General features: G+C 69.8%; 23 protein-coding genes. 9 read left to right on the plus strand and 14 right to left on the minus strand.

Annotated features, from left to right (window positions below; genetic code table 11):
* The 6 genes from E3O48_RS14285 to kynA form a co-directional block, all read right to left on the minus strand.
* A partial coding sequence (locus E3O48_RS14285; protein WP_198413077.1) for a hypothetical protein occupies positions 1-230 on the minus strand: 230 nt, incomplete at its 3' end.
* 128 nt (positions 231-358) lie between these two features.
* Positions 359-1,057 (minus strand): phosphoribosylformylglycinamidine synthase subunit PurQ, encoded by a 699-nt coding sequence (gene purQ / locus E3O48_RS14290; RefSeq protein ID WP_134539791.1) that lies wholly within the window; start codon positions 1,055-1,057, stop codon positions 359-361.
* On the minus strand, positions 1,057-1,326 hold the full coding sequence (gene purS, locus E3O48_RS14295) for a phosphoribosylformylglycinamidine synthase subunit PurS (protein ID WP_134508134.1): 270 nt from the start codon (positions 1,324-1,326) through the stop codon (positions 1,057-1,059). Before purS ends, purQ begins: the two co-directional genes overlap by 1 nt.
* Positions 1,327-1,365: 39 nt before the next feature.
* Positions 1,366-2,724, minus strand: a complete 1,359-nt coding sequence (locus tag E3O48_RS14300; RefSeq protein ID WP_134539793.1) for a kynureninase — start codon at positions 2,722-2,724, stop codon at positions 1,366-1,368.
* Positions 2,721-3,674: an amidohydrolase family protein gene (locus tag E3O48_RS14305; RefSeq protein WP_134539795.1), complete on the minus strand. Its 954-nt coding sequence runs from the start codon at positions 3,672-3,674 to the stop codon at positions 2,721-2,723. Before E3O48_RS14305 ends, E3O48_RS14300 begins: the two co-directional genes overlap by 4 nt.
* Before the next feature lie 22 nt (positions 3,675-3,696).
* Positions 3,697-4,551, minus strand: a complete 855-nt coding sequence (gene kynA, locus E3O48_RS14310; protein ID WP_134539797.1) for a tryptophan 2,3-dioxygenase — start codon at positions 4,549-4,551, stop codon at positions 3,697-3,699.
* Positions 4,552-4,712: 161 nt separating this feature from the next.
* Between kynA and E3O48_RS14315 the strand changes: the two genes are divergently transcribed.
* The gene (locus E3O48_RS14315; protein ID WP_134539799.1) at positions 4,713-5,432 is read left to right on the plus strand and encodes a TetR/AcrR family transcriptional regulator; all 720 of its coding nucleotides are present in this window, start codon (positions 4,713-4,715) and stop codon (positions 5,430-5,432) included.
* 104 nt (positions 5,433-5,536) lie between these two features.
* Here the strand turns inward: E3O48_RS14315 and E3O48_RS14320 are convergent, their stop codons facing one another.
* The 4 genes from E3O48_RS14320 to purD all read right to left on the minus strand — a co-directional run bounded on the left by E3O48_RS14320 (position 5,537) and on the right by purD (position 9,250).
* On the minus strand, positions 5,537-6,364 hold the full coding sequence (locus E3O48_RS14320; RefSeq protein WP_134539970.1) for a VOC family protein: 828 nt from the start codon (positions 6,362-6,364) through the stop codon (positions 5,537-5,539).
* Between the two features lie 168 nt (positions 6,365-6,532).
* The gene (locus E3O48_RS14325; RefSeq protein ID WP_134539801.1) at positions 6,533-6,910 is read right to left on the minus strand and encodes a VOC family protein; all 378 of its coding nucleotides are present in this window, start codon (positions 6,908-6,910) and stop codon (positions 6,533-6,535) included.
* A gap of 83 nt (positions 6,911-6,993) precedes the next feature.
* A complete protein-coding gene (locus E3O48_RS14330) occupies positions 6,994-7,959 on the minus strand; it encodes a phosphoribosylaminoimidazolesuccinocarboxamide synthase (protein ID WP_134539803.1) in 966 nt (321 codons plus the stop codon).
* Positions 7,960-7,981: 22 nt separating this feature from the next.
* Positions 7,982-9,250: a phosphoribosylamine--glycine ligase gene (purD, locus tag E3O48_RS14335; RefSeq protein ID WP_134539805.1), complete on the minus strand. Its 1,269-nt coding sequence runs from the start codon at positions 9,248-9,250 to the stop codon at positions 7,982-7,984.
* Positions 9,251-9,396: 146 nt separating this feature from the next.
* On the opposite strand from purD, the gene E3O48_RS14340 reads away from it, so the two are divergent.
* The gene (locus tag E3O48_RS14340) at positions 9,397-9,762 is read left to right on the plus strand and encodes a sterol carrier family protein (RefSeq protein WP_134539807.1); all 366 of its coding nucleotides are present in this window, start codon (positions 9,397-9,399) and stop codon (positions 9,760-9,762) included.
* 55 nt (positions 9,763-9,817) lie between these two features.
* On the opposite strand, the gene E3O48_RS14345 is transcribed toward E3O48_RS14340, so the two are convergent.
* Positions 9,818-10,807 (minus strand): ribokinase, encoded by a 990-nt coding sequence (locus E3O48_RS14345; RefSeq protein WP_134539809.1) that lies wholly within the window; start codon positions 10,805-10,807, stop codon positions 9,818-9,820.
* Positions 10,808-10,874: 67 nt separating this feature from the next.
* Between E3O48_RS14345 and E3O48_RS14350 the strand changes: the two genes are divergently transcribed.
* Genes E3O48_RS14350 through purM form a run of 3 tightly spaced genes read left to right on the plus strand, consistent with a single transcriptional unit; the run spans position 10,875 to position 14,014 of the window.
* On the plus strand, positions 10,875-11,270 hold the full coding sequence (locus tag E3O48_RS14350) for a hypothetical protein (protein WP_134539811.1): 396 nt from the start codon (positions 10,875-10,877) through the stop codon (positions 11,268-11,270).
* Between the two features lie 21 nt (positions 11,271-11,291).
* On the plus strand, positions 11,292-12,914 hold the full coding sequence (gene purF, locus E3O48_RS14355; RefSeq protein WP_241982552.1) for an amidophosphoribosyltransferase: 1,623 nt from the start codon (positions 11,292-11,294) through the stop codon (positions 12,912-12,914).
* On the plus strand, positions 12,911-14,014 hold the full coding sequence (purM, locus tag E3O48_RS14360; protein WP_134539812.1) for a phosphoribosylformylglycinamidine cyclo-ligase: 1,104 nt from the start codon (positions 12,911-12,913) through the stop codon (positions 14,012-14,014). Before purF ends, purM begins: the two co-directional genes overlap by 4 nt.
* A 335-nt stretch (positions 14,015-14,349) precedes the next feature.
* On the opposite strand, the gene E3O48_RS14365 is transcribed toward purM, so the two are convergent.
* Positions 14,350-14,595: a DUF3073 domain-containing protein gene (locus E3O48_RS14365; RefSeq protein ID WP_134508114.1), complete on the minus strand. Its 246-nt coding sequence runs from the start codon at positions 14,593-14,595 to the stop codon at positions 14,350-14,352.
* 151 nt (positions 14,596-14,746) lie between these two features.
* On the opposite strand from E3O48_RS14365, the gene E3O48_RS14370 reads away from it, so the two are divergent.
* The gene (locus E3O48_RS14370) at positions 14,747-15,832 is read left to right on the plus strand and encodes an NAD(P)-binding domain-containing protein (protein ID WP_134539814.1); all 1,086 of its coding nucleotides are present in this window, start codon (positions 14,747-14,749) and stop codon (positions 15,830-15,832) included.
* A 13-nt stretch (positions 15,833-15,845) separates the two neighbouring features.
* Here the strand turns inward: E3O48_RS14370 and crcB are convergent, their stop codons facing one another.
* Positions 15,846-16,226, minus strand: coding sequence for a fluoride efflux transporter CrcB (crcB, locus tag E3O48_RS14375; protein WP_134539816.1), 381 nt, complete (start codon positions 16,224-16,226; stop codon positions 15,846-15,848).
* Positions 16,223-16,690, minus strand: coding sequence for a CrcB family protein (locus E3O48_RS14380; protein WP_134539818.1), 468 nt, complete (start codon positions 16,688-16,690; stop codon positions 16,223-16,225). The genes crcB and E3O48_RS14380 overlap by 4 nt, the downstream gene beginning before the upstream one ends.
* Before the next feature lie 140 nt (positions 16,691-16,830).
* On the opposite strand from E3O48_RS14380, the gene E3O48_RS14385 reads away from it, so the two are divergent.
* From E3O48_RS14385 to fmdA, 3 genes are read left to right on the plus strand one after another with little or no spacing between them, the layout of a single operon-like run.
* Entirely contained in the window at positions 16,831-17,466 is a 636-nt protein-coding gene (locus E3O48_RS14385; RefSeq protein ID WP_134539820.1) for an AmiS/UreI family transporter, read from the plus strand.
* A 10-nt stretch (positions 17,467-17,476) separates the two neighbouring features.
* A complete protein-coding gene (locus tag E3O48_RS14390; protein WP_134539822.1) occupies positions 17,477-17,767 on the plus strand; it encodes an FmdB family zinc ribbon protein in 291 nt (96 codons plus the stop codon).
* A gap of 34 nt (positions 17,768-17,801) precedes the next feature.
* Positions 17,802-19,058: a formamidase gene (gene fmdA, locus E3O48_RS14395; protein ID WP_134539824.1), complete on the plus strand. Its 1,257-nt coding sequence runs from the start codon at positions 17,802-17,804 to the stop codon at positions 19,056-19,058.
* The last annotated feature ends 88 nt before the right edge of the window (positions 19,059-19,146 follow it).

Here is a 19,146-nt window from a genome sequence, read left to right on the forward strand (position 1 = left end):
CTGAGCAGCCCGAACGCGATCCCGTCCAGGGCCGCGGCTACGGCCTCCCGCGCCCGCCCGATCCGTTGCGCCGGCCCGGCGCCGTCCGGATCAGGCCCGGCCGGAACAGGCCCGGCCGGAACAGACCCGGCCGGGGCGCCAGTCGACTCCGAGCCGGTCAGGCCGAACGCTGACCGATTCGCCGCCCCTGCCGGGGCGGCCTGTGACTGCGGATCCGAGGCTCCTGCCATGTCACCAGTGTACGCCGAATCGAACACAAAGTCGAGACTTTGTCACTGTATTCCTAAAGAAATAGATAGTATATTCGATTTTTCTCGGGTCTCGACGGGCCCGACCACCGGGTCGCCGCCGGGAAGCCCTACGCGGCTGCGAGCACCCGCTGGATCACCGAGCTGAAGAAGGTGAGACCGTCGACGCCGCTGCGCATCGCGTCGGCGGTGTCGGGGCCGAAGCCGGGTTCGACGGCGTGCTCGGGGTGCGGCATCAGCCCGACGACGTTGCCGCGGGCGTTCGTGATGCCCGCGATGTCGTTCAGGGAACCGTTCGGGTTGAGGCCGAGGTAGCGCACGACGACGTGTCCCTCACCCTCGAGGCGCGCGAGCGTGTCGGCGGAGGCGATGAAGCCGCCCTCGCCGTTCTTGAGCGGGACGGTGATCTCCTGGCCGGCCGTGAAGCCGCTCGTCCAGTCGGTGGCCGTGTTCTCCACGCGCAGCTGCTGGTCCCGGCAGATGAAGGAACCGTGGTCGTTGCGGATCAGGCCACCGCCCAGCAGGTGCGCCTCGGTCAGCATCTGGAAGCCGTTGCAGATGCCGAGCACCGGCATCCCCTTGTTCGCGGCGTCGATGACCTCGGCCATGATCGGGGAGAGGCTGGCGATGGCGCCGGCGCGCAGGTAGTCGCCGTAGCTGAAACCGCCGGGCAGCACCAGGGCGTCGACGCCGTGCAGGTCGTGCTCGCCGTGCCAGAGAGCGACGGGATCCGCGCCGGCCAGGCGGATCGCACGCTGCGCGTCACGATCGTCGAGCGAGCCGGGGAAGGTGACGACTCCGACGCGCATCAGTGGGTCTCTCCGGCGGGTGCCTCCAGCACATGGATGCCGACGACGTCTTCGATGACGGAGTTGGAGAGCACGGTGTCGGCGAGTTCCTGGATCTCGGCCAGCACGGCGTCGTCGATGTGCCCGGCGACGGTGATCTCGAACCGCTTGCCCAGGCGCACGCCGGTGAACCGGCTCTTGCCGAGGCGGCCGAGAGCGCCGGCGACGGCCTTGCCCTGCGGGTCAAGCAGCTCGGCCTTGGGCATAACTTCTACGACGATTGTTGGCATGGTTCACTCCGGAGACGTCGGGGGGTGGATTCCACGATTCTACAGGCCGGCAGGGGTGCTGCGACCGGCCTCGGCGCCGTCCGCGAGTCCGCTCTGTCCGAGCAGCACCCCGCGGAGCACGTCACGGATCGCGGCGACGCCCTCGAAGGTCTCGACGAAGCTGGTGCTGAGCGGCGAGAGCCCGATCCGCAGGGCGTCGGGGCCCCGGAAATCGGGGATCACGTCGTGCTCCCAGAGCGTCTTCGTGACCTGCCGCATGGCCGGGTGGTTGATCGTCACGTGCCCGCCCCGGTGCGTGTGCTCCCGCGGGGAGGTCACCCGCACCCCCAGCGGCACCAGCCAGGTGTCGACCAGGCTGAGCGCGAACTCGGTCAGCGCCACCGATTTGGCCCGCACCTGCCCGATGCCGGCCTCCTCGATCATGGCGATGGTGTCCTGCATGGCGAGCATTCCGACGATGGCGGGAGTGCCGCTCATGAAGCGGCGGATGCCGTCGGCCGGCACATACCCCGGGCCCATCGTGAAGACATCCTTCGTTCCCATCCAGCCCTGGATCGGCTGGGTGAGCACGTCCTGCAGGTCCCGCCGCACATAGCCGAACGCGGGGGCACCCGGGCCGCCGTTCAAGTACTTGTAGCTGCAGCCCACGGCCAGGTCGACGTCGCAGAGGTCGAGTTCGACCGGCACCGACCCGACCGAGTGGCTGAGATCCCAGAGCACGAGCCCGCCGGCGGTGTGCACCAGCTCGGTGATGGTGCGCATGTCGGCGAGGAAGCCGGAGCGGTACGCGACGTGGCTGAGCAGCACGAGGGCGGTCTGCGGGCCGACCGCCTGCCGCACCTGGTCGACGGTGACGCCGGAGGCGGGGTCGGCGTGGATCCAGCGCAGGGTGAGCCCGCGCTCGGCGGCGATGCCCTCGAGCAGGTACCGGTCGGTGGGGAAGTTGTCGGTGTCGAGCACGATCTCGGTGCGCACCGGCTCGGTGTCGATCCGGCGGTAGTCGACCGCCGCGCGGGCCAGCTTGTAGAGCAGCACGGTGGTGGAATCGCCGACGAACACCTGGCCGGGCCCGGCGCCGAGCGCGGCGCGGCCGAGGTCGTCGCCGATCTTCAGCGGCAGGCCCATCCACTGCTCGTCCCAGCCGCGGATCAGTCGGGTGCCCCAGTCGTGGGTGAGGAACTCGGTGATCCGGGCCACGCTGGCCAGGCTCGGCCGCCCGAGGGAATTGCCGTCGAGGTAGGCGAACGGGTTCGGGGTGGCGTCGCCGACGCCGTCGGTGCCGACGAACTGGCGGCGGTAGTGCGCAAGGCCGTCGATGCGGTCCATCCGGCGGGCGAAGGCGAGCTGGGCGTCCTGGCCGCCGAGGCCGGCGTGGCTGCTTTCGGTGCTGGGGGTCATCTGGTTTCCTCGGTCTCGAACGGCTGATGCGGCAGGCTCCCATGATGACCGACTTCCCCGGCGGCCGCAGCCGGGACCACCCGTGCCGTGCACAGCCAGCGGGTGAAATCGCCCGGGTCGCCGGGGCGCTCGCCCGGGATGACCGTGGCGGGGAGGCCCGCGCCGGTGCGCGGGAGGGCGCCGGGGAACCGGCCGATGGAGTCGCGGGTCAGGGCGCGGAGGAGTTCGCCGGGGGAGAGGCCGCAGGCCAGCAGGGCGTCGAGCTCGCGCCGGTTGAGTCCGACCGGGAGCGGGCCGTTGCCGAGGTCCGTGCCGTAGAGCACCTGGCCGCCGGCGGCGTGGAACCGGCGCAGGTTGTCGCTCGCCCGGGCGAAGTCGTCGGTGGGCCGGCCCCAGCCGTGGATGTCGAGGGTGCTGATCCAGGTCATCCGGCCGGCCATCGCAGCGATGAGGTCGTCGTCCAGGCGCTCGTCGAACGGGGTGTGCGCGAGCACGCCGACGCCCGCGGCGTACGCGTCCCCGGCCTGGCCGGCACCCTCCGCGTGGGCGACGACGGGCACGCCGCGCTCGTGCGCCCTGGCGACGATCGCCGCGAGCACGTCGCCGGGCAGCACCGGGCCGGCCGCGGTGTTCAGGGTGACCTTGATCACGGATGCGCCGGCCGCGAGCTGCCGGTCCACGGCCGCGGCGGCGTCCGTGGCGCGCGCCACCTCGCAGACGCTGCCGGCCGGGGTCCACCCCTGCCGGGCGGGGTAGCCGCCCGGCGTGGTGAGGAACTGGCCGGCGAAGGCCGTCTGTGGGCCGGAGCCGTCCGTATCCGTCTCCGGTGCCCGGTGCGGCCCGCCGAGGTCGAGCACCCTGGCGATGCCGTTTGAGGCCAGGCCGGCAGGGTCGATCAGGGCCAGGTGCACGTGCGCGTCGAGAAAGCCGGGGAAGACGGTGCCGCTCATGAGGGAGGTCGACGCCCGCGGCTCACGTGCCGAGCTCCGTGCGCACCGCGAACAGCTCGGGAAAGAAGGTGAGCTCGAGCGCCTTCTGCAGGAAGGCGGCGCCGCTCGAGCCGCCGGTGCCGTGCTTCATGCCGATGATGCGCTGCACCGTCTTGAGGTGCCGGAACCGCCAGAGCTGGAAGTTGTCCTCGAGGTCGACGAGCTCCTCGCAGGCCTCGTAGGCACCCCAGTGCAGGGTGGCGTTCTCGTAGATTCCGCGGAAGACCGCCACCAGCTCCGGGTGCAGCACCCAGGCCTCGGTGACGTCCCGGTCGAGCACGGCGGCGGGAACGGAGAATCCCTGCCGGTGCAGGTAGCGCAGGAACTCGTCGTAGATGCTCGGCGCCTCGAGCATCTCGGTGAGCAGCGCATGCGCCATCTCGTCGCTCTCGAACACGGTGAGCATCCGCCGGTTCTTGTTGCCGAGTGCGAACTCCACTGCCCGGTATTGATAGGACTGGAACCCGGAGGAGTTGCCCAGAACCCCCCGGAACTCGGCGTATTCGCTCGGGGTGAGGGTCGCGAGCACGGACCACTGCTCGGTGAGTGTGCGCTGGATGTGCTTGACCCTGGCGATGCATTTGAGGGCCGGGGAGATCCGGTCCAGGCGCAGGTGCTCCGTGGCGGCCCGCAGTTCGTGCAGCACGAGCTTGAGCCAGAGTTCAGTCGTCTGGTGCTGGATGATGAAGAGGAGTTCGTCGTGGTGCTCCGGCCTGCTCACCGGTTTCTGGGCGCCGAGCAGGGTGTCCAGGTCGAGGTAAGCGCCGTAGCTCATCCGCTCCCGGAAGTCGGTCACGATCTCCGGATCGAACTCCCGGGTGTTGTTCTCGACCGGCATTCCAGCTCCGTTCCGCACGGCCGGCATCGGGCCGCGGTGCCAGGTTTCGTTGATTGCATTCTGGTGGGACACGCCGGTGGACGCAACATGACCGACCGCGAACCCGGGTCGTGGAGGATCCCCTCCGCGAAGTCGGAGGTAAGGGTCCTAGAATCAAGCCCATGACTTCGCCCGAACCGACCCAGCAGGACGGGGTGCAGCCGAGACGGCGTGACGCCCGGCAGAACCGCGAACGTCTCCTCCTGGAGGCCCGTGCCCTGATCGCCGTGCACGGTGTCGACGCGTCGCTCGAGGAGATCGCTCGCCGCGCCGACGTGGGTGTGGCCACCCTGTACCGCAACTTCCCGACCAGGGACGACCTCATCCGCGCGCTGCACGAGATCGCGCTCGCCGAACTCGCCACGGTCAAGGATGAGATCGCCGCGGCCCCCACCGCGTGGGACGGCATCGTCGTCTACACCGAGCGGGTGGCCGAATGGCTCGTCGCCGACCCGGCTCTCCCCTTCATCCTCAAGCGGATGGAGACCATCGACCCGACGCTCGGCAAGGGCAAGGACTTCCAGACCGTGATCGCGGCGCTCGTGGCCCAGGCCAAGCGAGACGGTGCGTTGCGCCCGGACGTCGACGCGGTCGACCTGGCCGTGCTGGTCACCATGGTCGGCTCCCTCGGCACCCTCGGCGGCGGCTACACCGGCCAGTGGCGCCGGCAACTCTCGATCGTGCTCGATGGGCTGCGCTCGAAAGACCTGGACCGCCCGAAACTGCCGGGGCGCCCGCTCGGCGCGCGCGAGTTCCAGGCCGCGGTGCACGGGCTGTCCCGCCGCGGCAAGCGGGCCGCCACCCGACCGCCGGCAGGGCCGGCCTCGGCCCCGGGAGCCTGATGAAGGCCGCGACCGTCTAGAACGTGGCCGCCCGCACGTTTGTGCTCGGCCTCTTCTTCCCCGGGCGGCGGGTGCCGGGGTAGGGGCTGCCGCCTTTCGCAACGCTACGCGTTGCGGACGACGATCTGGTTGCCCCACGGGTCGTCGAAGCCGAGGGTCTGCCCGTCGTGGCGGGTCTCCACGCCGAAGTGGCTCATCCGTTCGCCCAGCGCGCCGATGTCGTCGACCGTCGGCAGGATGATGTCCACCTCGCCCAGCCCGAGCGCGAGCCGGCGCTTGCCTGCGCCGGCGCTGTTCCAGGTGTTCATCGCCATGTGGTGGTGGTAGCCGCCCGCGGACACGAACAGGGCCGCGCCGCCGAGCGACGCCGTCGCTTCGAAGCCGAGCCGGTCGACGTAGAACCGGCGGGCCGTGGCCACGTCGCCGACGGAGAGGTGCACGTGCCCGACGATGGCGTTGCCCGCGGAGGGATCGGCCTGGCCGGCCTCGGTGAGGTGCTCGCCGATGAACTCGTTCGGGTCCAGGTAGAGGGTGGCCATCTCGACCTGGCCGTGCGACCAGCTCCACGCCGTGCGGTCGCGGTCCCAGTACAGTTCGATCCCGTTTCCCTCCGGGTCGGTGAAGTAGAACGCCTGGCTGACCAGGTGGTCGGCGCTGCCAGTGAACGTACCCGGATGCTTCGTGCCGACCGAGTAGACGGCCGCGGCGAGCTGCGCCTGGGTGTCGAAGAGGATTGCGGTGTGGAACAGCCCGCTCGAGCGCGGCTCGGCCGCGGCGAGTTCCGGGGCGTGCTGCAGGATGACGATCGGCGTGCTGCCGCGGCCGAGCACGGCGACAGCGCCGTGCTGGCTGAGCAGCGTGAGGGTGACCGCATCCCGGTAGTACGCGATCATGGCGTCGAGGTTGCCCACCCGGAGGGTCACCGCGCCCATTCCGGTGGAGGCGGGAAGGAGGTCGTTCGCAGAGTGGCTCACAGCGGCATAAACGGATGCCGGCCCGCCGGTATTCCGGAATGCCCCGTTCGGGGGCGCAACCGCAGGCGCTCGGCCGTGGTGGAGCTGCTCGGCCGTGGTGGAGCTGCTCAGTCCTGGTGGAACTGCTCAGTCCTGGTGGAGCTGGACCAGGTTTCCGCAGGTGTCGTCGAAGAGCACCGAGGTGCCGGAGGCATCCGTGATCGGCTCGCTGGTGAAGCGCACCCCGAGCGCGGTGAGCCGGTCGTAATCCGCGCGCACATCGGCCGAGCCGAGCACGATCACGGGCAGGCCGAGGGCGCGCAGCCCCTGGGCGTACTTCGTGGAGATCTTGTTGTCGCTCGGCTCGAGCAGAAGTCCGACGCCGTCGGGGTCTTCACGGGACTTGACGACGTAGAGCTGGTGTTCGGGCATGGTCAGCAGTTCCTCGAAACCGAGGACGGATGTGTAGAAGTCGAACGCGGCCGAGGGATCGTTCACGTGGACACTGCACATCTTGATTCGCATGCCGGGAGCGTAACATTTTCGGGGCGCCGGGCGGGCGGGCGTGACTCCCCGCGACGCGGGCGCCCGCGCTGCCCGGGTGGGTATCAGCCCTTCGCGGCGAGCCCGGCGTGGGTGAGTCGCTCGAGCAGCTCCAGGTAGCGGGCGGAGGTGCGCGCGATGATGTCCTCCGGCAGGGCGGGCGGGGTGCCGGTCTGGTCCCAGTGGGCGGAGAGCCAGTCGCGCACGATCTGCTTGTCGAAGCTGGCCATCCGCTGCTCGGGCGTGCTGCCGGAGCGCCACAAGGCGGCGTCCCAGTAGCGGCTGGAGTCGCTGGTGAGCACCTCGTCGGCGAGCGTGATCACGCCGGTGACGCGGTCGGCGCCGAACTCGAACTTCGTGTCGGCGAGGATGACGCCGGCCTTCTCGGCAATGACGGAGGCTTGACCGAAGATCTCGAGCGAGAGCCGGCGCAGCTCGGTCGCGACCGGCTCGCCGACCAGTTCGACGGTGCGCTCGAACGAGATGTTCTCATCGTGCTCGCCCATCGGCGCCTTCCAGGCGGGGGTGTAGATCGGTTCGGGCAGCCGGTCGCCGTTCTGCCGCCCGGCGGGGAGCGGGATGCCGCACACGGTCCGGCTGGCCTGGTATTCCTTCCAGCCGGAGCCGGTCAGGTAGCCGCGCACGACGCACTCGATCGGGAACATGTCCAGGGTCTTGCAGAGCATCGCCCGGCCGGCGACCGCGGCGGGGATCAGGCTCGACACGACTCCGTTCACGGTGTGGTCGGGAACGAGGTGGTTGGGGATGCCCGCGAGCTGGTCGAACCACCACAGGCTGAGCGTGGTGAGCAGTTCGCCCTTGCCGGGGATGCCGGGCTCGAGCACGTGGTCGAAGGCGCTGACACGGTCGCTGGCGACGACGAGCACCCGGCTGGCGGTGGCCAGGTCGACGGGGGCATCCGGGTTCGCCCCGGCGGGAACGTACAGGTCGCGCACCTTGCCCGAGTAGGCGTGGCGCCAGCCCGGCAGGTCGAGGGGGGCGGATGTCGATGGCTGGTCGAGTGAGGTCACGGCTTCATTCTCTCGCACGGTGTCAGCCGGCGACGCGGGCGGCGATGTCGGTGCGGTACTGGGCGCCCTCGAGGGTGATCAGGGCGAGGGCCTCGTAGGCGCGGGCTCTGGCCTCGGCGAAGCCGTCGCCGACCGCGACGACACTGAGCACGCGCCCGCCGGTGGAGACGAGCACGCCGTCGATCGCAGCGGTCGCCGCGTGCGCGATCGTGACGCCGGGCAGGACGGATGCCGCGTCGAGGCCGGCCAGCGGACGCCCGGTGACGGGGGCATCCGGGTAGTTCTCGCTCGCGAGCACGACCGTGACGCAGGCGTCGGCCGAGAACACCGGGCGGGCCAGGCCGCCGAGCGCACCGGTGGACGCGGCCAGCAGCAGGCCGGACAGCGGGGTGACGAGCCGGGGCAGCACGACCTGGGTCTCGGGGTCGCCGAAGCGGGCGTTGAATTCGATCACGCGGATGCCGGCATCCGTCAGAATGAGGCCGCAGTAGAGCAGCCCGATGAACGGGGTGTCCTCGGCGGCGAGGCGGCGCACGGTGGGCAGGGCGATGGTCTCGATGACCTCGTCGACGAAGGCCTGTTCGCTGCCGAACCGGGCGTCGAGCCAGGGCAGCGGGGAGTAGGCGCCCATCCCGCCGGTGTTCGGGCCGGCGTCGCCGTCGGCGAGGCGCTTGTAGTCCTGGGCGGGGGAGAGGGGGAGCACGGTGTGGCCGTCGCTGAGCAGGAAGAGCGAGACCTCCGCCCCGTCGAGGAACTCCTCGATCAGCACGCTGCCGTGCTGCAGCCAGTGGGTGGCATGGGCGAGGGCCGCGGGGCGGTCCTCGGTGACGAGCACACCCTTTCCGGCGGCGAGGCCGTCGGCCTTGACGACGTAGGGCGAGCCGAACTCGTCGAGCGCCGCCGTCGCCTCGGCGAGCGTGCCGGCCCGCACCGCGCGGCCGGTCGGCACCCCGGCCGCTTCCATGATGCGTTTGGCGAAGGTCTTGCTGCCTTCGAGGGCCGCGGCGGCCTTGCCCGGGCCGAACACGGGGATTCCGTGGGCGCGCAACGCGTCGGCGACGCCGGCGACGAGGGGAGCTTCCGGGCCGATCACGACGAGGTCGACACCGTTCAGGTTGGCGTAGTTGGTGACCTGCTCCGGGTCGGTCGGATCGAGCGGAACGACCGGAACGTCCCGGGCGATCCCGGCGTTGCCGGGTGCGGCCACGACCTCGTGGGCCGGCTCCTCTCGGAGCAGGGCGGTGATGATGGCGTGCTCGCGGGCACCGGAACCGAGGACCAGAATTCTCACCGGTTCAGGCTATCGGATGCCGCGCCCGCGGTCCCTCCTCGGTTCCCCTCGTTTTCCGGCCCTTGGTTCCCCTCTCGTTTCCCGGTACGGGTGGGGTGCGGAATGGGGTGGGGGCGGGGTGCGGGCGAGGGCGGCAGAATGGGTAGATGGCCAAGGCGAGAATCGACGACGGGGTGGGACGCGCGGCGGTGCGCCGCTACCTGGCGGATGCGGCCGGGGCGAGCCGGGACATCCGTGCCCTCGCCGTGCGCTACACCCTGCAGCTGCTCTCCGAGGAGGCCAACGGCAACACCCTCGAGGTGCGCGTGCCGCCGTTCGGGGCCGTGCAGTGCATCGCCGGTCCCCGGCACACCCGCGGCACCCCGCCCAACGTGGTCGAGACGGATGCCGCCACCTGGCTCGCCCTGGCCACCGGGGCGCTCTCCTGGGTCGACGGTCTCGCGACCGGGCGCATCCACGCCTCCGGCCAGCGGGCCGACCTCGCCGCGCACCTCCCGCTCCCGCTGGGCTAGGAGCAGCCCGGCGGCGCAACCCGATTGCAGCGGCCGACGCGGGGATCCGGCGCACTCAGCGGAGGATCGCGCTGACCTCGGCCAGGGTCGGCATCGAACTCGTCGCACCGGGACGGGTGACCGACAGGGACGACGCAACGGTCGCCCAGCGCACCGCGTCGATCATCTCTGCCTCGCTGACGGTCGCGGGCCCTGCAACCGTGCCGGCATCGGCACCAGTACCCGCACCGGCGCCCGCGGCGGCGGCACCGGCACCACTCGTGCGGCCCGAACCGGCCGACAGTCGCGCGACGAGTGCGCCGACGAACGTATCCCCGGCGGCGGTCGTGTCGACCGCACGCACCGGGCGCGCGGGGGCGAGCCCGAGCACGCTGCCGTCGAAGGCCACGACGCAGCCCTCCGCACCGAGGGTGACGATGGCCCAGGTGCCGCCGGCGCTGAGTGCCTCGGCCGCGCGCACCGGGTCACTCTCGCCGGTGAGCGCCGCGGATTCCAGCCGATTGGGCACGACCAGGTCCACCCCGGCGAGGAACCCGTCCGGCAGCGGCACGACCGGCGCCGGCGTGAACACGGTGAACACTCCGGCCGCCCGCGCGGCGGCGACGCCCGCTACGAGCGCGGAAACGGGCAGCTCGCACTGCAACAGGAGATGGGAGGCGCCGCCGATCGTCTCCCGCTGCGCCTCCGACAGTCCCGTCACCGTCGCGTTGGCACCCGGTACGACGACGATCGAGTTCTCGCCGGAGTCCACGACGGCGATATGGGCAGTCCCCGTCGCCCCCGGCATCGTGGCGAGACCCGACGAACGGATGCCCTCCGAGCCCAGCAGCGCGCGCAGTTCCGAGCCGTAGGCATCCGTTCCGACCGCGCCGAGGAAGTCGACCGAGGCACCCAGCCGGGCAGCGGCGACCGCCTGGTTCAGACCTTTGCCGCCCGGCACGGTCATGAAGGCGGAGCCGATGATCGTCTCCCCGGGGTTCGCGGGGCGGGGCTGCCGCACGACGAGGTCCATGTTCGCGCTTCCGAGCACCGCAATCCTGTTCATCCGCCCAGTCTGCCAGCGACCGCGAAAAGCCAGCCGATGGCCCCGGCGCGCGTGCGACAATAGACGGGTGAGTTCAGCCGAGCAACCCGAACAGCAGGTCCCGGAGTCCGGCGAAGGCGAGATCCTCGTCGACCAGGCCCGGGTCACCGTGCGGCGCTCGCCGCGCTACCTCAACTTCATGATCCTCGGCGCCGTCGTCGGCGCCATCCTCGCCCTCGTGCTCACCGTCTCCTTCCCGGCGAATGCGGAGTTCGCGCCCAGCCAGGTCTTCGGATTCCTACTGCTCGCGGGGGTCGTGGCCGGCGTCACCGTCGGCGCCGTGGCCGCCATGGTCATCGACCGGGTCGCCGGCCGCTCGGCCACCACGGTCGTCGTCGATAGACTGGGCGCCTATGGGCCGAGCGGCCAGGAGGCTCCGGATGCTCCGTCCGACTCCCCGACTTCCAGCGACAACTCAGAGTAAAGATAGTTAAGAGGCTTCGATTTGGCTGGTGGCGACGGACTTCTAGGTCATGACCTTCTCCCGGGCGAGAAGGGGCCGCAGGATGCCTGTGGCGTCTTCGGCGTCTGGGCCCCCGGCGAGGAGGTGGCCAAACTCAGCTACTTCGGCCTCTACGCCCTGCAGCACCGCGGGCAGGAATCGGCCGGCATCGCCACCAGCGACGGCTCCAAGATCCTCATCTACAAGGACATGGGCCTCGTCGCGCAGGTCTTCAACGAGGCCGCACTGAGCACTCTCCTCGGCCACATCGCGGTCGGCCACACCCGCTACTCCACCACCGGGTCCTCGAGCTGGCAGAACGCCCAGCCCACCCTCGGGCGCACCTCCGGCGGCACCGTGGCGCTCGGCCACAACGGCAACCTCACCAATACCGCCGAGCTCCTGCAGCTCGTGCACGAACGCTACCCGAAGGTGGAGGGCGAACTCGCCCGCGGAAACACCACCGACACCGCCGTGATCACGGCGCTGTTCACCGGCGACCTCGACCACACCCTCGAGGCCACGGCGCTCGAGGTGCTGCCGCGGCTGCGGGGGGCCTATTGCCTCGTCTTCATGGACGAGACCACGTTGTACGCGGCCCGCGACCCGCAGGGCGTGCGCCCGCTGGTGCTGGGCCGCCTCGAACGCGGCTGGGTGGTCGCATCCGAGACCGCTGCCCTCGACATCGTCGGCGCCAGCTTCGTGCGCGAGGTCGAGCCGGGCGAACTGCTCATCATCGACGAAGACGGCCTGCGCTCGCAGCGGTTCGCCGAGTCCAAGCCCGCCGGCTGCGTGTTCGAATACGTCTACCTGGCCCGGCCGGACACCACCATCGCCGGCCGCGGGGTGCACGAGGCGCGGGTGGAAATGGGCCGCCGCCTCGCCGCGGAGTACCCGGTCGAGGCCGACCTCGTCATCCCGACCCCCGAGTCGGGCACGCCGGCCGCGATCGGCTACGCGCAGGCGTCCGGCATCCCGTTCGGCCAGGGTCTGGTCAAGAACTCGTATGTCGGCCGCACCTTCATCCAGCCGTCCGAGACCATCCGCCAGCGCGGGATCAAGCTCAAGCTCAACCCGCTCAAGGCCGTGATCAAGGGCAAGCGACTCATCGTCGTCGACGATTCGATCGTGCGCGGCAACACCCAGCGCGCCCTCGTCAGCATGCTCCGGGAGGCCGGCGCCGCCGAGGTGCACGTGCGCATCTCGAGCCCGCCGATCACCTGGCCCTGCTTCTACGGCATCGACTTCGCCTCCCGGGCCGAACTCATCGCGACCGGGCTCGGCGTCGACGAGGTGCGCCAGGCCATCGGCGCCGACTCGCTCGGCTACCTCTCCCCGGAAGGCATGATCGCCGCCACCGAGCAGCCGCGGGAGAAGCTCTGCACCGCGTGCTTCACCGGGGTCTACCCGATCCCGCTGCCCGACGCGCTCCACCTGGGCAAGAACCTGCTCGAACGCCCCGCCGGGTCCGACGGCTGCGACCCGGGACCCGACGCGGAGTACGAGCCCCTGCTCGAGGCCGCTGCGCGCCGCCCCGGCGCCCCGGCCGGAGAACCAACGACCCAGGGCCGCATCCCCGCAAAGCCGGGAGCGTTCCCGATCGGCGACCCAGGAAGACAAGAATGAGCAACGCTTCATACGCCGCGGCCGGAGTCGACACCCAGGCCGGCGACCTCGCCGTCTCCCTGATGAAGGCCGCCGTCTCCCGCACCCACGGCCCCGAGGTGCTCGGCGGGTTCGGCGGCTTCGCCGGACTCTACGACGTGTCGTTCCTCACCTCCTACCGTCGCCCGCTGCTGGCGACGTCGACGGATGGCGTGGGCACCAAGGTCGCGATCGCCCAGGCCATCGACAAGCACGACACCATCGGCCAGGACCTGGTCGGCATGGTCGTCGACGACATCGTCGTGGTGGGCGCCCGCCCGCTGTTCATGACCGACTACATCGCCTGCGGGAAGGTGGTCCCCGAACGCATCGCGGACATCGTCGCCGGCATCGCCCGGGCCTGCTCCGAAACCGGAACCGCCCTCGTCGGCGGAGAGACCGCGGAGCACCCCGGCCTGCTCGGCCCCGACGACTATGACGTCGCCGGCGCGGCCACCGGCGTGGTCGAGGCCGACCAGGTCCTCGGTGCCGAGCGGGTCACGCCGGGCGACGTGGTCATCGCACTCGCGTCATCCGGGCTGCACTCCAACGGCTACTCGCTCGTGCGTCACATCCTCGCCCAGCGCGGCATCGGCTACACCGACACGTCCGCCGATCTCGGCGGGGTCGTCGGCGAGGTGCTGCTCACCCCGACCCGGCTCTACACCGGCCCGCTGCTCAGCGTGCTGGCCGACCCCGAGCTCGCCGGGGCGGTGCACTCGCTCAGCCACGTCACCGGCGGCGGGATCGCGGCCAACCTCGCCCGTGTGCTGCCGCTCGGCTCCTGGGTCGAGGTGGACCGGTCCACCTGGTCGCCGTCGCCCGTCTTCCGGGTGCTCAGCGAGATGGCCGGCTCCTCCCTCGAGAGTTCCGAGGGCACCTGGAACCTGGGGATCGGCATGTTCGCGGTCGTCGCGGCCGGCTCCGCGTCATCCGTGATCGCGCGCCTGGCCGCCGACGGCATCCCCGCCTGGGTTGCCGGACGCGTCTCGACCGCGGCGCACGACCTGTCGGGCTTCGAACAGGGCGCCAAGGGCGTCAACGGCGGCGCCGTGCGCCTGGTCGGCGGCTACGCGGGCTGATCCGGTCGGCGGGGCGGGGGCAGTTGCGGGGGCCGACCCCTCTTGCCCTCGCCGAGATCTGCCCTTCCGGTCGAGACCGCCCTGCGCGCTAGTCGGTCTCGACCGAATAGGTGGATCTCGGCGACTTGCGTTGGCGCGCGGTGCGCGCGGCGCGCGCGGGGTAACGCGGGCGAGGGGGCGACGGGGGTCGGCAGTCGCGGGGATACTTCACGGTCACCGGTCACCGGTCACCGGTCACCGGTCACCGGTTGCCGGTCGCAGTGGCACTCCTGGAGGCTGCCGGGTTTAGGGCTGCCGCCTTTCGCGATGCTTCGCATCGCGCGCATCGCGCGCCATCACGCCGTGCGCTGCTCGTCTTCCGTCGCGTAGGTATCGACGTATTGCTCGTCGTCTTCGTCACCCTTGCCGGGCTTCGACGCCTCGTATTCCGGCCACTTCGCGAGGTCCTCGTCGAGGCGCGGGTCTTCGACCGGATGCCCCGTGAGCTCGCGTTCGAGCGCGTTGTAGTTGGTGTCCGGGCTGAAATACTTCAGCTCGCGGGCAACCTTGGTGTGCTTTGCTTTTTGACGGCCGCGCCCCATGCGAGACCCCCTAACGATGCCAGGCCGAGTGAGGAATGAGTCACCCGGGGAGTTGCCGAACGGAATGGTGAAAACTAGCCGCTAGTTTAGCATGATGGGCCTGAACCCCCGCTGACGAGGTTCACAGGCCACCCTGCTGGAATGAGGTGTGATGGCGAACGAGGCGACGGTACCCGTTGTCATCGTCGGCGCCGGTCAGGCCGGCCTTTCGGTGGCCTACTACCTGCGCAAGTTCGAGCTTAGCCCTGGTCGCGACTTTGTGATCTTCGACCGCGGTCCGGATGCGGGCGGAGCCTGGCAACATCGCTGGCGGTCCCTGCGCCTCGGTGCGGCACACCGGGTCAATGATCTGCCCGGGATGGCTGAACTCGGCATCAGTTTCGACACCGCCGACCGCTCACTTCCCGCCCGGGAGATCGTGGCGGACTACTACCGCCGGTATGAGGAGCACTTCGGGCTGAAGGTCGTGCGGCCGGTCACCGTGCGATCCGTGGCCAATCACCGGGCGGACCTCGTGGTGTCGACGACCTCGCCGGGTTACGGCGACCGGGACACCACGGCCCGGCTCCTCGTCAACGCCACGGGCACCTGGGGCTCTCCGTTCGTGCCGCACTACCCCGGCGCCGATCGCTTCGCCGGGCGGCAGCTGCACACCGCGGGCTACGTGTCCGCCGAAGAATTCGCCGGCCAGCGCGTGGTGGTCGTCGGAGGCGGCACCAGCGCGATCGGATTCCTCCTCGAGCTCGAGGGCGTCGGGGCCGAGCTCAGCTGGGCGGCCAGGCGCCCGATCGACTGGATCCACACCGAGCTGCTCGAACTCGAGGGGGCCTCCGCCGCGGTCGCCGCTCAGGACGAGGCAGCCCGGGCCGGGCGCGCCCTGCCGAGCATCGTCAGCGGCACCGGCGTTCCGGTGAGCCGCCGGATCGCCGCGGGGATCGACCGCGGGCTGCTCGTGGCCCGGCCGATGTTCGCGGCCATCGAGCCGACCGGGGTGCGCTGGCCCGACGGCACGTTCACCGAGGCCGACGCGATCATCTGGGCATCCGGGTTCCGGCCCGAACTGCGCCACCTCTCCCCGCTCAAGCTGCGGGAGAAGGCCGGCGGGCTCTCCGTCGGCGGCGGGGCATCCTGGACGGACCCGCGCATCTTCCTGGCCGGCTATGGACCCCAGGCGAGCACGGTCGGCGCGCACCGGGCCGGCCGCACGATCGCCCGCCAGATCGTCGCACTGCTCTAGAGTCGACGGGCGCTCAGAGTTGCAGGCCGACCCACAGTCCCAGGCCCGCGGCCGCCACCGAACCGAGCAGCATCCCCAGGCCGGTGGCGACCGCGGCGACGGGACGACCTTTCCGGAGCAACATGGCGGTGTCGACGCTGGCGGTGCTGAAGGTGGTGTATCCGCCGAGCAATCCGCCGCCGAGGATCACCTGCCATTCCGGCGAGACGAGGCCCTCCAGTGCCAAGCCGGTGACCAGGCCGAGGCCCAGCGAGCCGGTGACGTTGATCAGCACGAGTCCTGCCGGGAAGGTGGGTGCCGGCCAACGGGTCCGCACCGTGCCGTCGACGAACACTCGGGCGGCCGCGCCGATCCCCCCGGCGAGTGCAGCGGCGAGCACCGTGAGGATGTTCATTCGTCACCCGCCGCCGATGCGTCCAGGAGGAAATGCCGATGGCCTGCAGCCGCGGCGACGAGGCCGACCCCGGCCGCAACGACACCGAGCACAACAGTCCCGAGGGCGTAGAGCACGGCTGTCCCCGACTGTCCCCCCGCGAGAAGGGTGACGGTGTCCGTGGCCAGAGTGCTGTAGGTGGTGAAGCCGCCGAGCACGCCCGCGCCGAGGACGAGTCGTCCGATGCGTCGAACCCCCTGATCGGGTCCTCGCCGGAACAGACTTTCCAGCAGAACGCCGAGGAGGAAGGAACCGAGGAGATTGATGCCGAAGGTCGCCGCGGGGAACAGGCCGCTCGACGGGCTCGAGAGAGTGACAATCTCGCGCAGGGCCGTCCCGACCGCTCCTCCGACGACTACGAGTCCGAGATACCGCCAATCGGTGTGCACGGGGCGGGCCCGGTTCGGGCGGGCGGGTTCGCTCATGTCCACTGTGCTCCCACTGCTAGTTCCGTTGACAGTCTAGGAGGGTGGGGCTACGGTGCGTGTACCCAACGACGGTGGGGCGCTCGCTACAACTTGGAGCCTCATCGTTTCACGGTTAGACCGAGCGCAACGGAGCTCTCATGGGCAGTGTGGGTTTACTTTACGTCGGCGCAGTCCTGTTCATCAACGGACTGATGCTGTTAGGCGCGATACCCGGCAAGTCAGCCGGGATCCTGAATTTTTTCGTCGGCGGAATGCAGGTGATCTTCCCAACCCTCATCATTCTGGGGGCCGACGGAGATCAGGCCACCATCTACGGCGCGGCAGGCCTCTATCTGTTCGGGTTCACCTACCTCTACGTCGGCATCCTGCAATTCACCGGTATCAGCGGTGAGGGCCTCGGCTGGTTCTCCCTGTTCGTGGCGGCCTGCGCCGTCGTCATCGGATTTCTCTCGTTCACCCCGGTGGGCAACGACCCCGTTTTCGGCGTCATCTGGCTCATCTGGGCCGTGCTCTGGTTCCTCTTCTTCCTGGTGCTTGGATTGGGGAAGACTTCACTGACCCGAACGACCGGCTGGTTCACCGTGTTCATCAGCCATATGACGGGAACGATTCCAGCTTTCCTTCTCCTGCTGGACCGCTACGAAACGAACGCCGGGTACGCCCTGATCGTGGCCGCGGCCGGCGTCGGGGCTTTGCTGGTGGCCTGGATGCTGGGCCGCCCCACTCGGGAGAGTCAGCACTCAGAGCCCGTCGCCGCGGTTGGCGCGGTGTAGGGAGACCCGGATGCCCATCTACGAGTATCGCTGCGCCGAAGGCCAGGAGTTCGAAGTCATCCTCCCGATGGGCCTCGCGCCCGACCTCCTCAGCTGCCCGACCTGTCAGGGGACGGCAAAACGGCGGATGAGCGCACCGACGCTCTCCCTGGCCGGCACCTCGGCCTACAAACTCATCGACTCGGCCAACCGCAGCGCCCACGAACCCACAGTCGTCGACTCCCGAATCCCAGGAGTCCGCGCCGGTACACCCCAGCTAATCACCACCAATCCGCTCCATCGGAAACTGCCGCGGCCATAGCTCGCTGATCGGCGCAACAGGTATAGGAGATGACATGCCCAGAAAGATCTTCCCATTGGACTCGAGCAAGAAGTTCGAAGAGCAGGAGAAAGTCGGACACAACCGATGGCACCCTGAGATCCCCCCGGTCGACACGGTCAAACCCGGCGAGTCGTTCCGCGTCGATTGCCGGGAATGGTTCGACGGCGCCATAGTCAACGACGATTCCGCCGACGATGTGCTCAACGCGCCCCTACTGACCGTGCACAAGCTCAGCGGCCCCTTCGCCGTCGAGGGCGCCCAGCCGGGGGACCTGCTAGTCGTGGACATCCTCGATGTCGGCCCCATCCCCCAGGAAGACTCGGGTCCGCTGGCCGGTCAGGGCTGGGGATACACCGGGATCTTCGCCAAGAACAACGGTGGCGGCTTCCTGGTCGACCAGTTCCCGGATGCCTACAAGGCCATTTGGGACTTCACCGGACAGATCGCCACCTCGCGCCACGTACCGAGCGTGTCGTTTACGGGCTTGATCCACCCCGGCTTGATGGGCACTGCACCGTCAGCCGCACTCCTGGCGAAATGGAACAAGCGTGAGGGAGATCTGATCGCCACGAATCCGGACCGCGTACCCCCGCTGGCCCTGCCGCCGGAGCCCCGGTTCGCGGTGCTCGGCAGCCTCCCGGAGTCCGAGTTCGACCGCGTGGCCGGAGAAGCCGCCCGCACCGCTCCGCCCCGAGAGAACGGTGGCAATCAGGACATCAAAAACATGTCCAAGGGCACTCGGATCTTCTATCCGGTATTCATTGACGGGGCCAATCTGTCCCTCGGAGACCTGCACTTCTCACAGGGCGACGGTGAGATCACCTTCTGCGGCGCAATCGAGATGGGTGGTTTCATCGACCTCCGGGTGGATCTGATCAAGGGCGGAATGGAAACCTACGGCGTGAGCGAGAACGCCATCTTCATGCCCGGCAACGTGGACCCGCGGTACAGCGAGTGGCTGGCATTCTCCGGCACGTCAGTCACGCTGGACGGAGAACAGCGCTACTTGGACTCGCACCTTTCCTACCAACGGGCATGCCTGCACGCAATCGACTACCTGGTCAAGTTCGGTTACAGCCCGGAGCAGGCGTACATCATCCTCGGCGCCGCGCCGATCGAGGGGCGGTTGTCCGGCGTAGTGGACATCCCGAACTCGTGCTCCACCGTCTACATCCCCACGGCGATCTTCGACTTCGACGTGCGACCGTCGGCGGCCGGCCCGTTCCAAATCAAGCCGGGAATCGGAGCACCCAAAGCCGCAAACCGGTGAGACGGGGATAGCTCGACGTTTCACGAGCGCAGGGGGCGTCCGATCTTCACAGAGACCGGGCGCTCCGCTGGCGTCGTCGGACGAATCC

It is taken from the genome of Cryobacterium sp. HLT2-28 (assembly GCF_004402495.1).
Lineage (GTDB): Bacteria > Actinomycetota > Actinomycetes > Actinomycetales > Microbacteriaceae > Cryobacterium > Cryobacterium mannosilyticum.

Excerpts from the sequence above, each read along its gene's own strand:
- purS (WP_134508134.1), bottom strand. The coding sequence starts at position 1,326 with ATGCCAACAATCGTCGTAGAAGTTATGCCCAAGGCCGAGCTGCTTGAC.
- E3O48_RS14390 (WP_134539822.1), top strand. The coding sequence starts at position 17,477 with ATGCCCATCTACGAGTATCGCTGCGCCGAAGGCCAGGAGTTCGAAGTC.
- E3O48_RS14340 (WP_134539807.1), top strand. The coding sequence starts at position 9,397 with ATGGCCAAGGCGAGAATCGACGACGGGGTGGGACGCGCGGCGGTGCGC.
- E3O48_RS14320 (WP_134539970.1), bottom strand. The coding sequence starts at position 6,364 with ATGGGCGCGGTGACCCTCCGGGTGGGCAACCTCGACGCCATGATCGCG.
- E3O48_RS14380 (WP_134539818.1), bottom strand. The coding sequence starts at position 16,690 with ATGAGCGAACCCGCCCGCCCGAACCGGGCCCGCCCCGTGCACACCGAT.
- E3O48_RS14305 (WP_134539795.1), bottom strand. The coding sequence starts at position 3,674 with ATGAGCGGCACCGTCTTCCCCGGCTTTCTCGACGCGCACGTGCACCTG.
- purM (WP_134539812.1), top strand. The coding sequence starts at position 12,911 with ATGAGCAACGCTTCATACGCCGCGGCCGGAGTCGACACCCAGGCCGGC.
- E3O48_RS14325 (WP_134539801.1), bottom strand. The coding sequence starts at position 6,910 with ATGCGAATCAAGATGTGCAGTGTCCACGTGAACGATCCCTCGGCCGCG.
- E3O48_RS14365 (WP_134508114.1), bottom strand. The coding sequence starts at position 14,595 with ATGGGGCGCGGCCGTCAAAAAGCAAAGCACACCAAGGTTGCCCGCGAG.
- E3O48_RS14385 (WP_134539820.1), top strand. The coding sequence starts at position 16,831 with ATGGGCAGTGTGGGTTTACTTTACGTCGGCGCAGTCCTGTTCATCAAC.
- kynA (WP_134539797.1), bottom strand. The coding sequence starts at position 4,551 with ATGCCGGTCGAGAACAACACCCGGGAGTTCGATCCGGAGATCGTGACC.
- E3O48_RS14300 (WP_134539793.1), bottom strand. The coding sequence starts at position 2,724 with ATGACCCCCAGCACCGAAAGCAGCCACGCCGGCCTCGGCGGCCAGGAC.
- E3O48_RS14345 (WP_134539809.1), bottom strand. The coding sequence starts at position 10,807 with ATGAACAGGATTGCGGTGCTCGGAAGCGCGAACATGGACCTCGTCGTG.
- crcB (WP_134539816.1), bottom strand. The coding sequence starts at position 16,226 with ATGAACATCCTCACGGTGCTCGCCGCTGCACTCGCCGGGGGGATCGGC.
- purQ (WP_134539791.1), bottom strand. The coding sequence starts at position 1,057 with ATGCGCGTCGGAGTCGTCACCTTCCCCGGCTCGCTCGACGATCGTGAC.
- E3O48_RS14315 (WP_134539799.1), top strand. The coding sequence starts at position 4,713 with ATGACTTCGCCCGAACCGACCCAGCAGGACGGGGTGCAGCCGAGACGG.
- fmdA (WP_134539824.1), top strand. The coding sequence starts at position 17,802 with ATGCCCAGAAAGATCTTCCCATTGGACTCGAGCAAGAAGTTCGAAGAG.
- E3O48_RS14370 (WP_134539814.1), top strand. The coding sequence starts at position 14,747 with ATGGCGAACGAGGCGACGGTACCCGTTGTCATCGTCGGCGCCGGTCAG.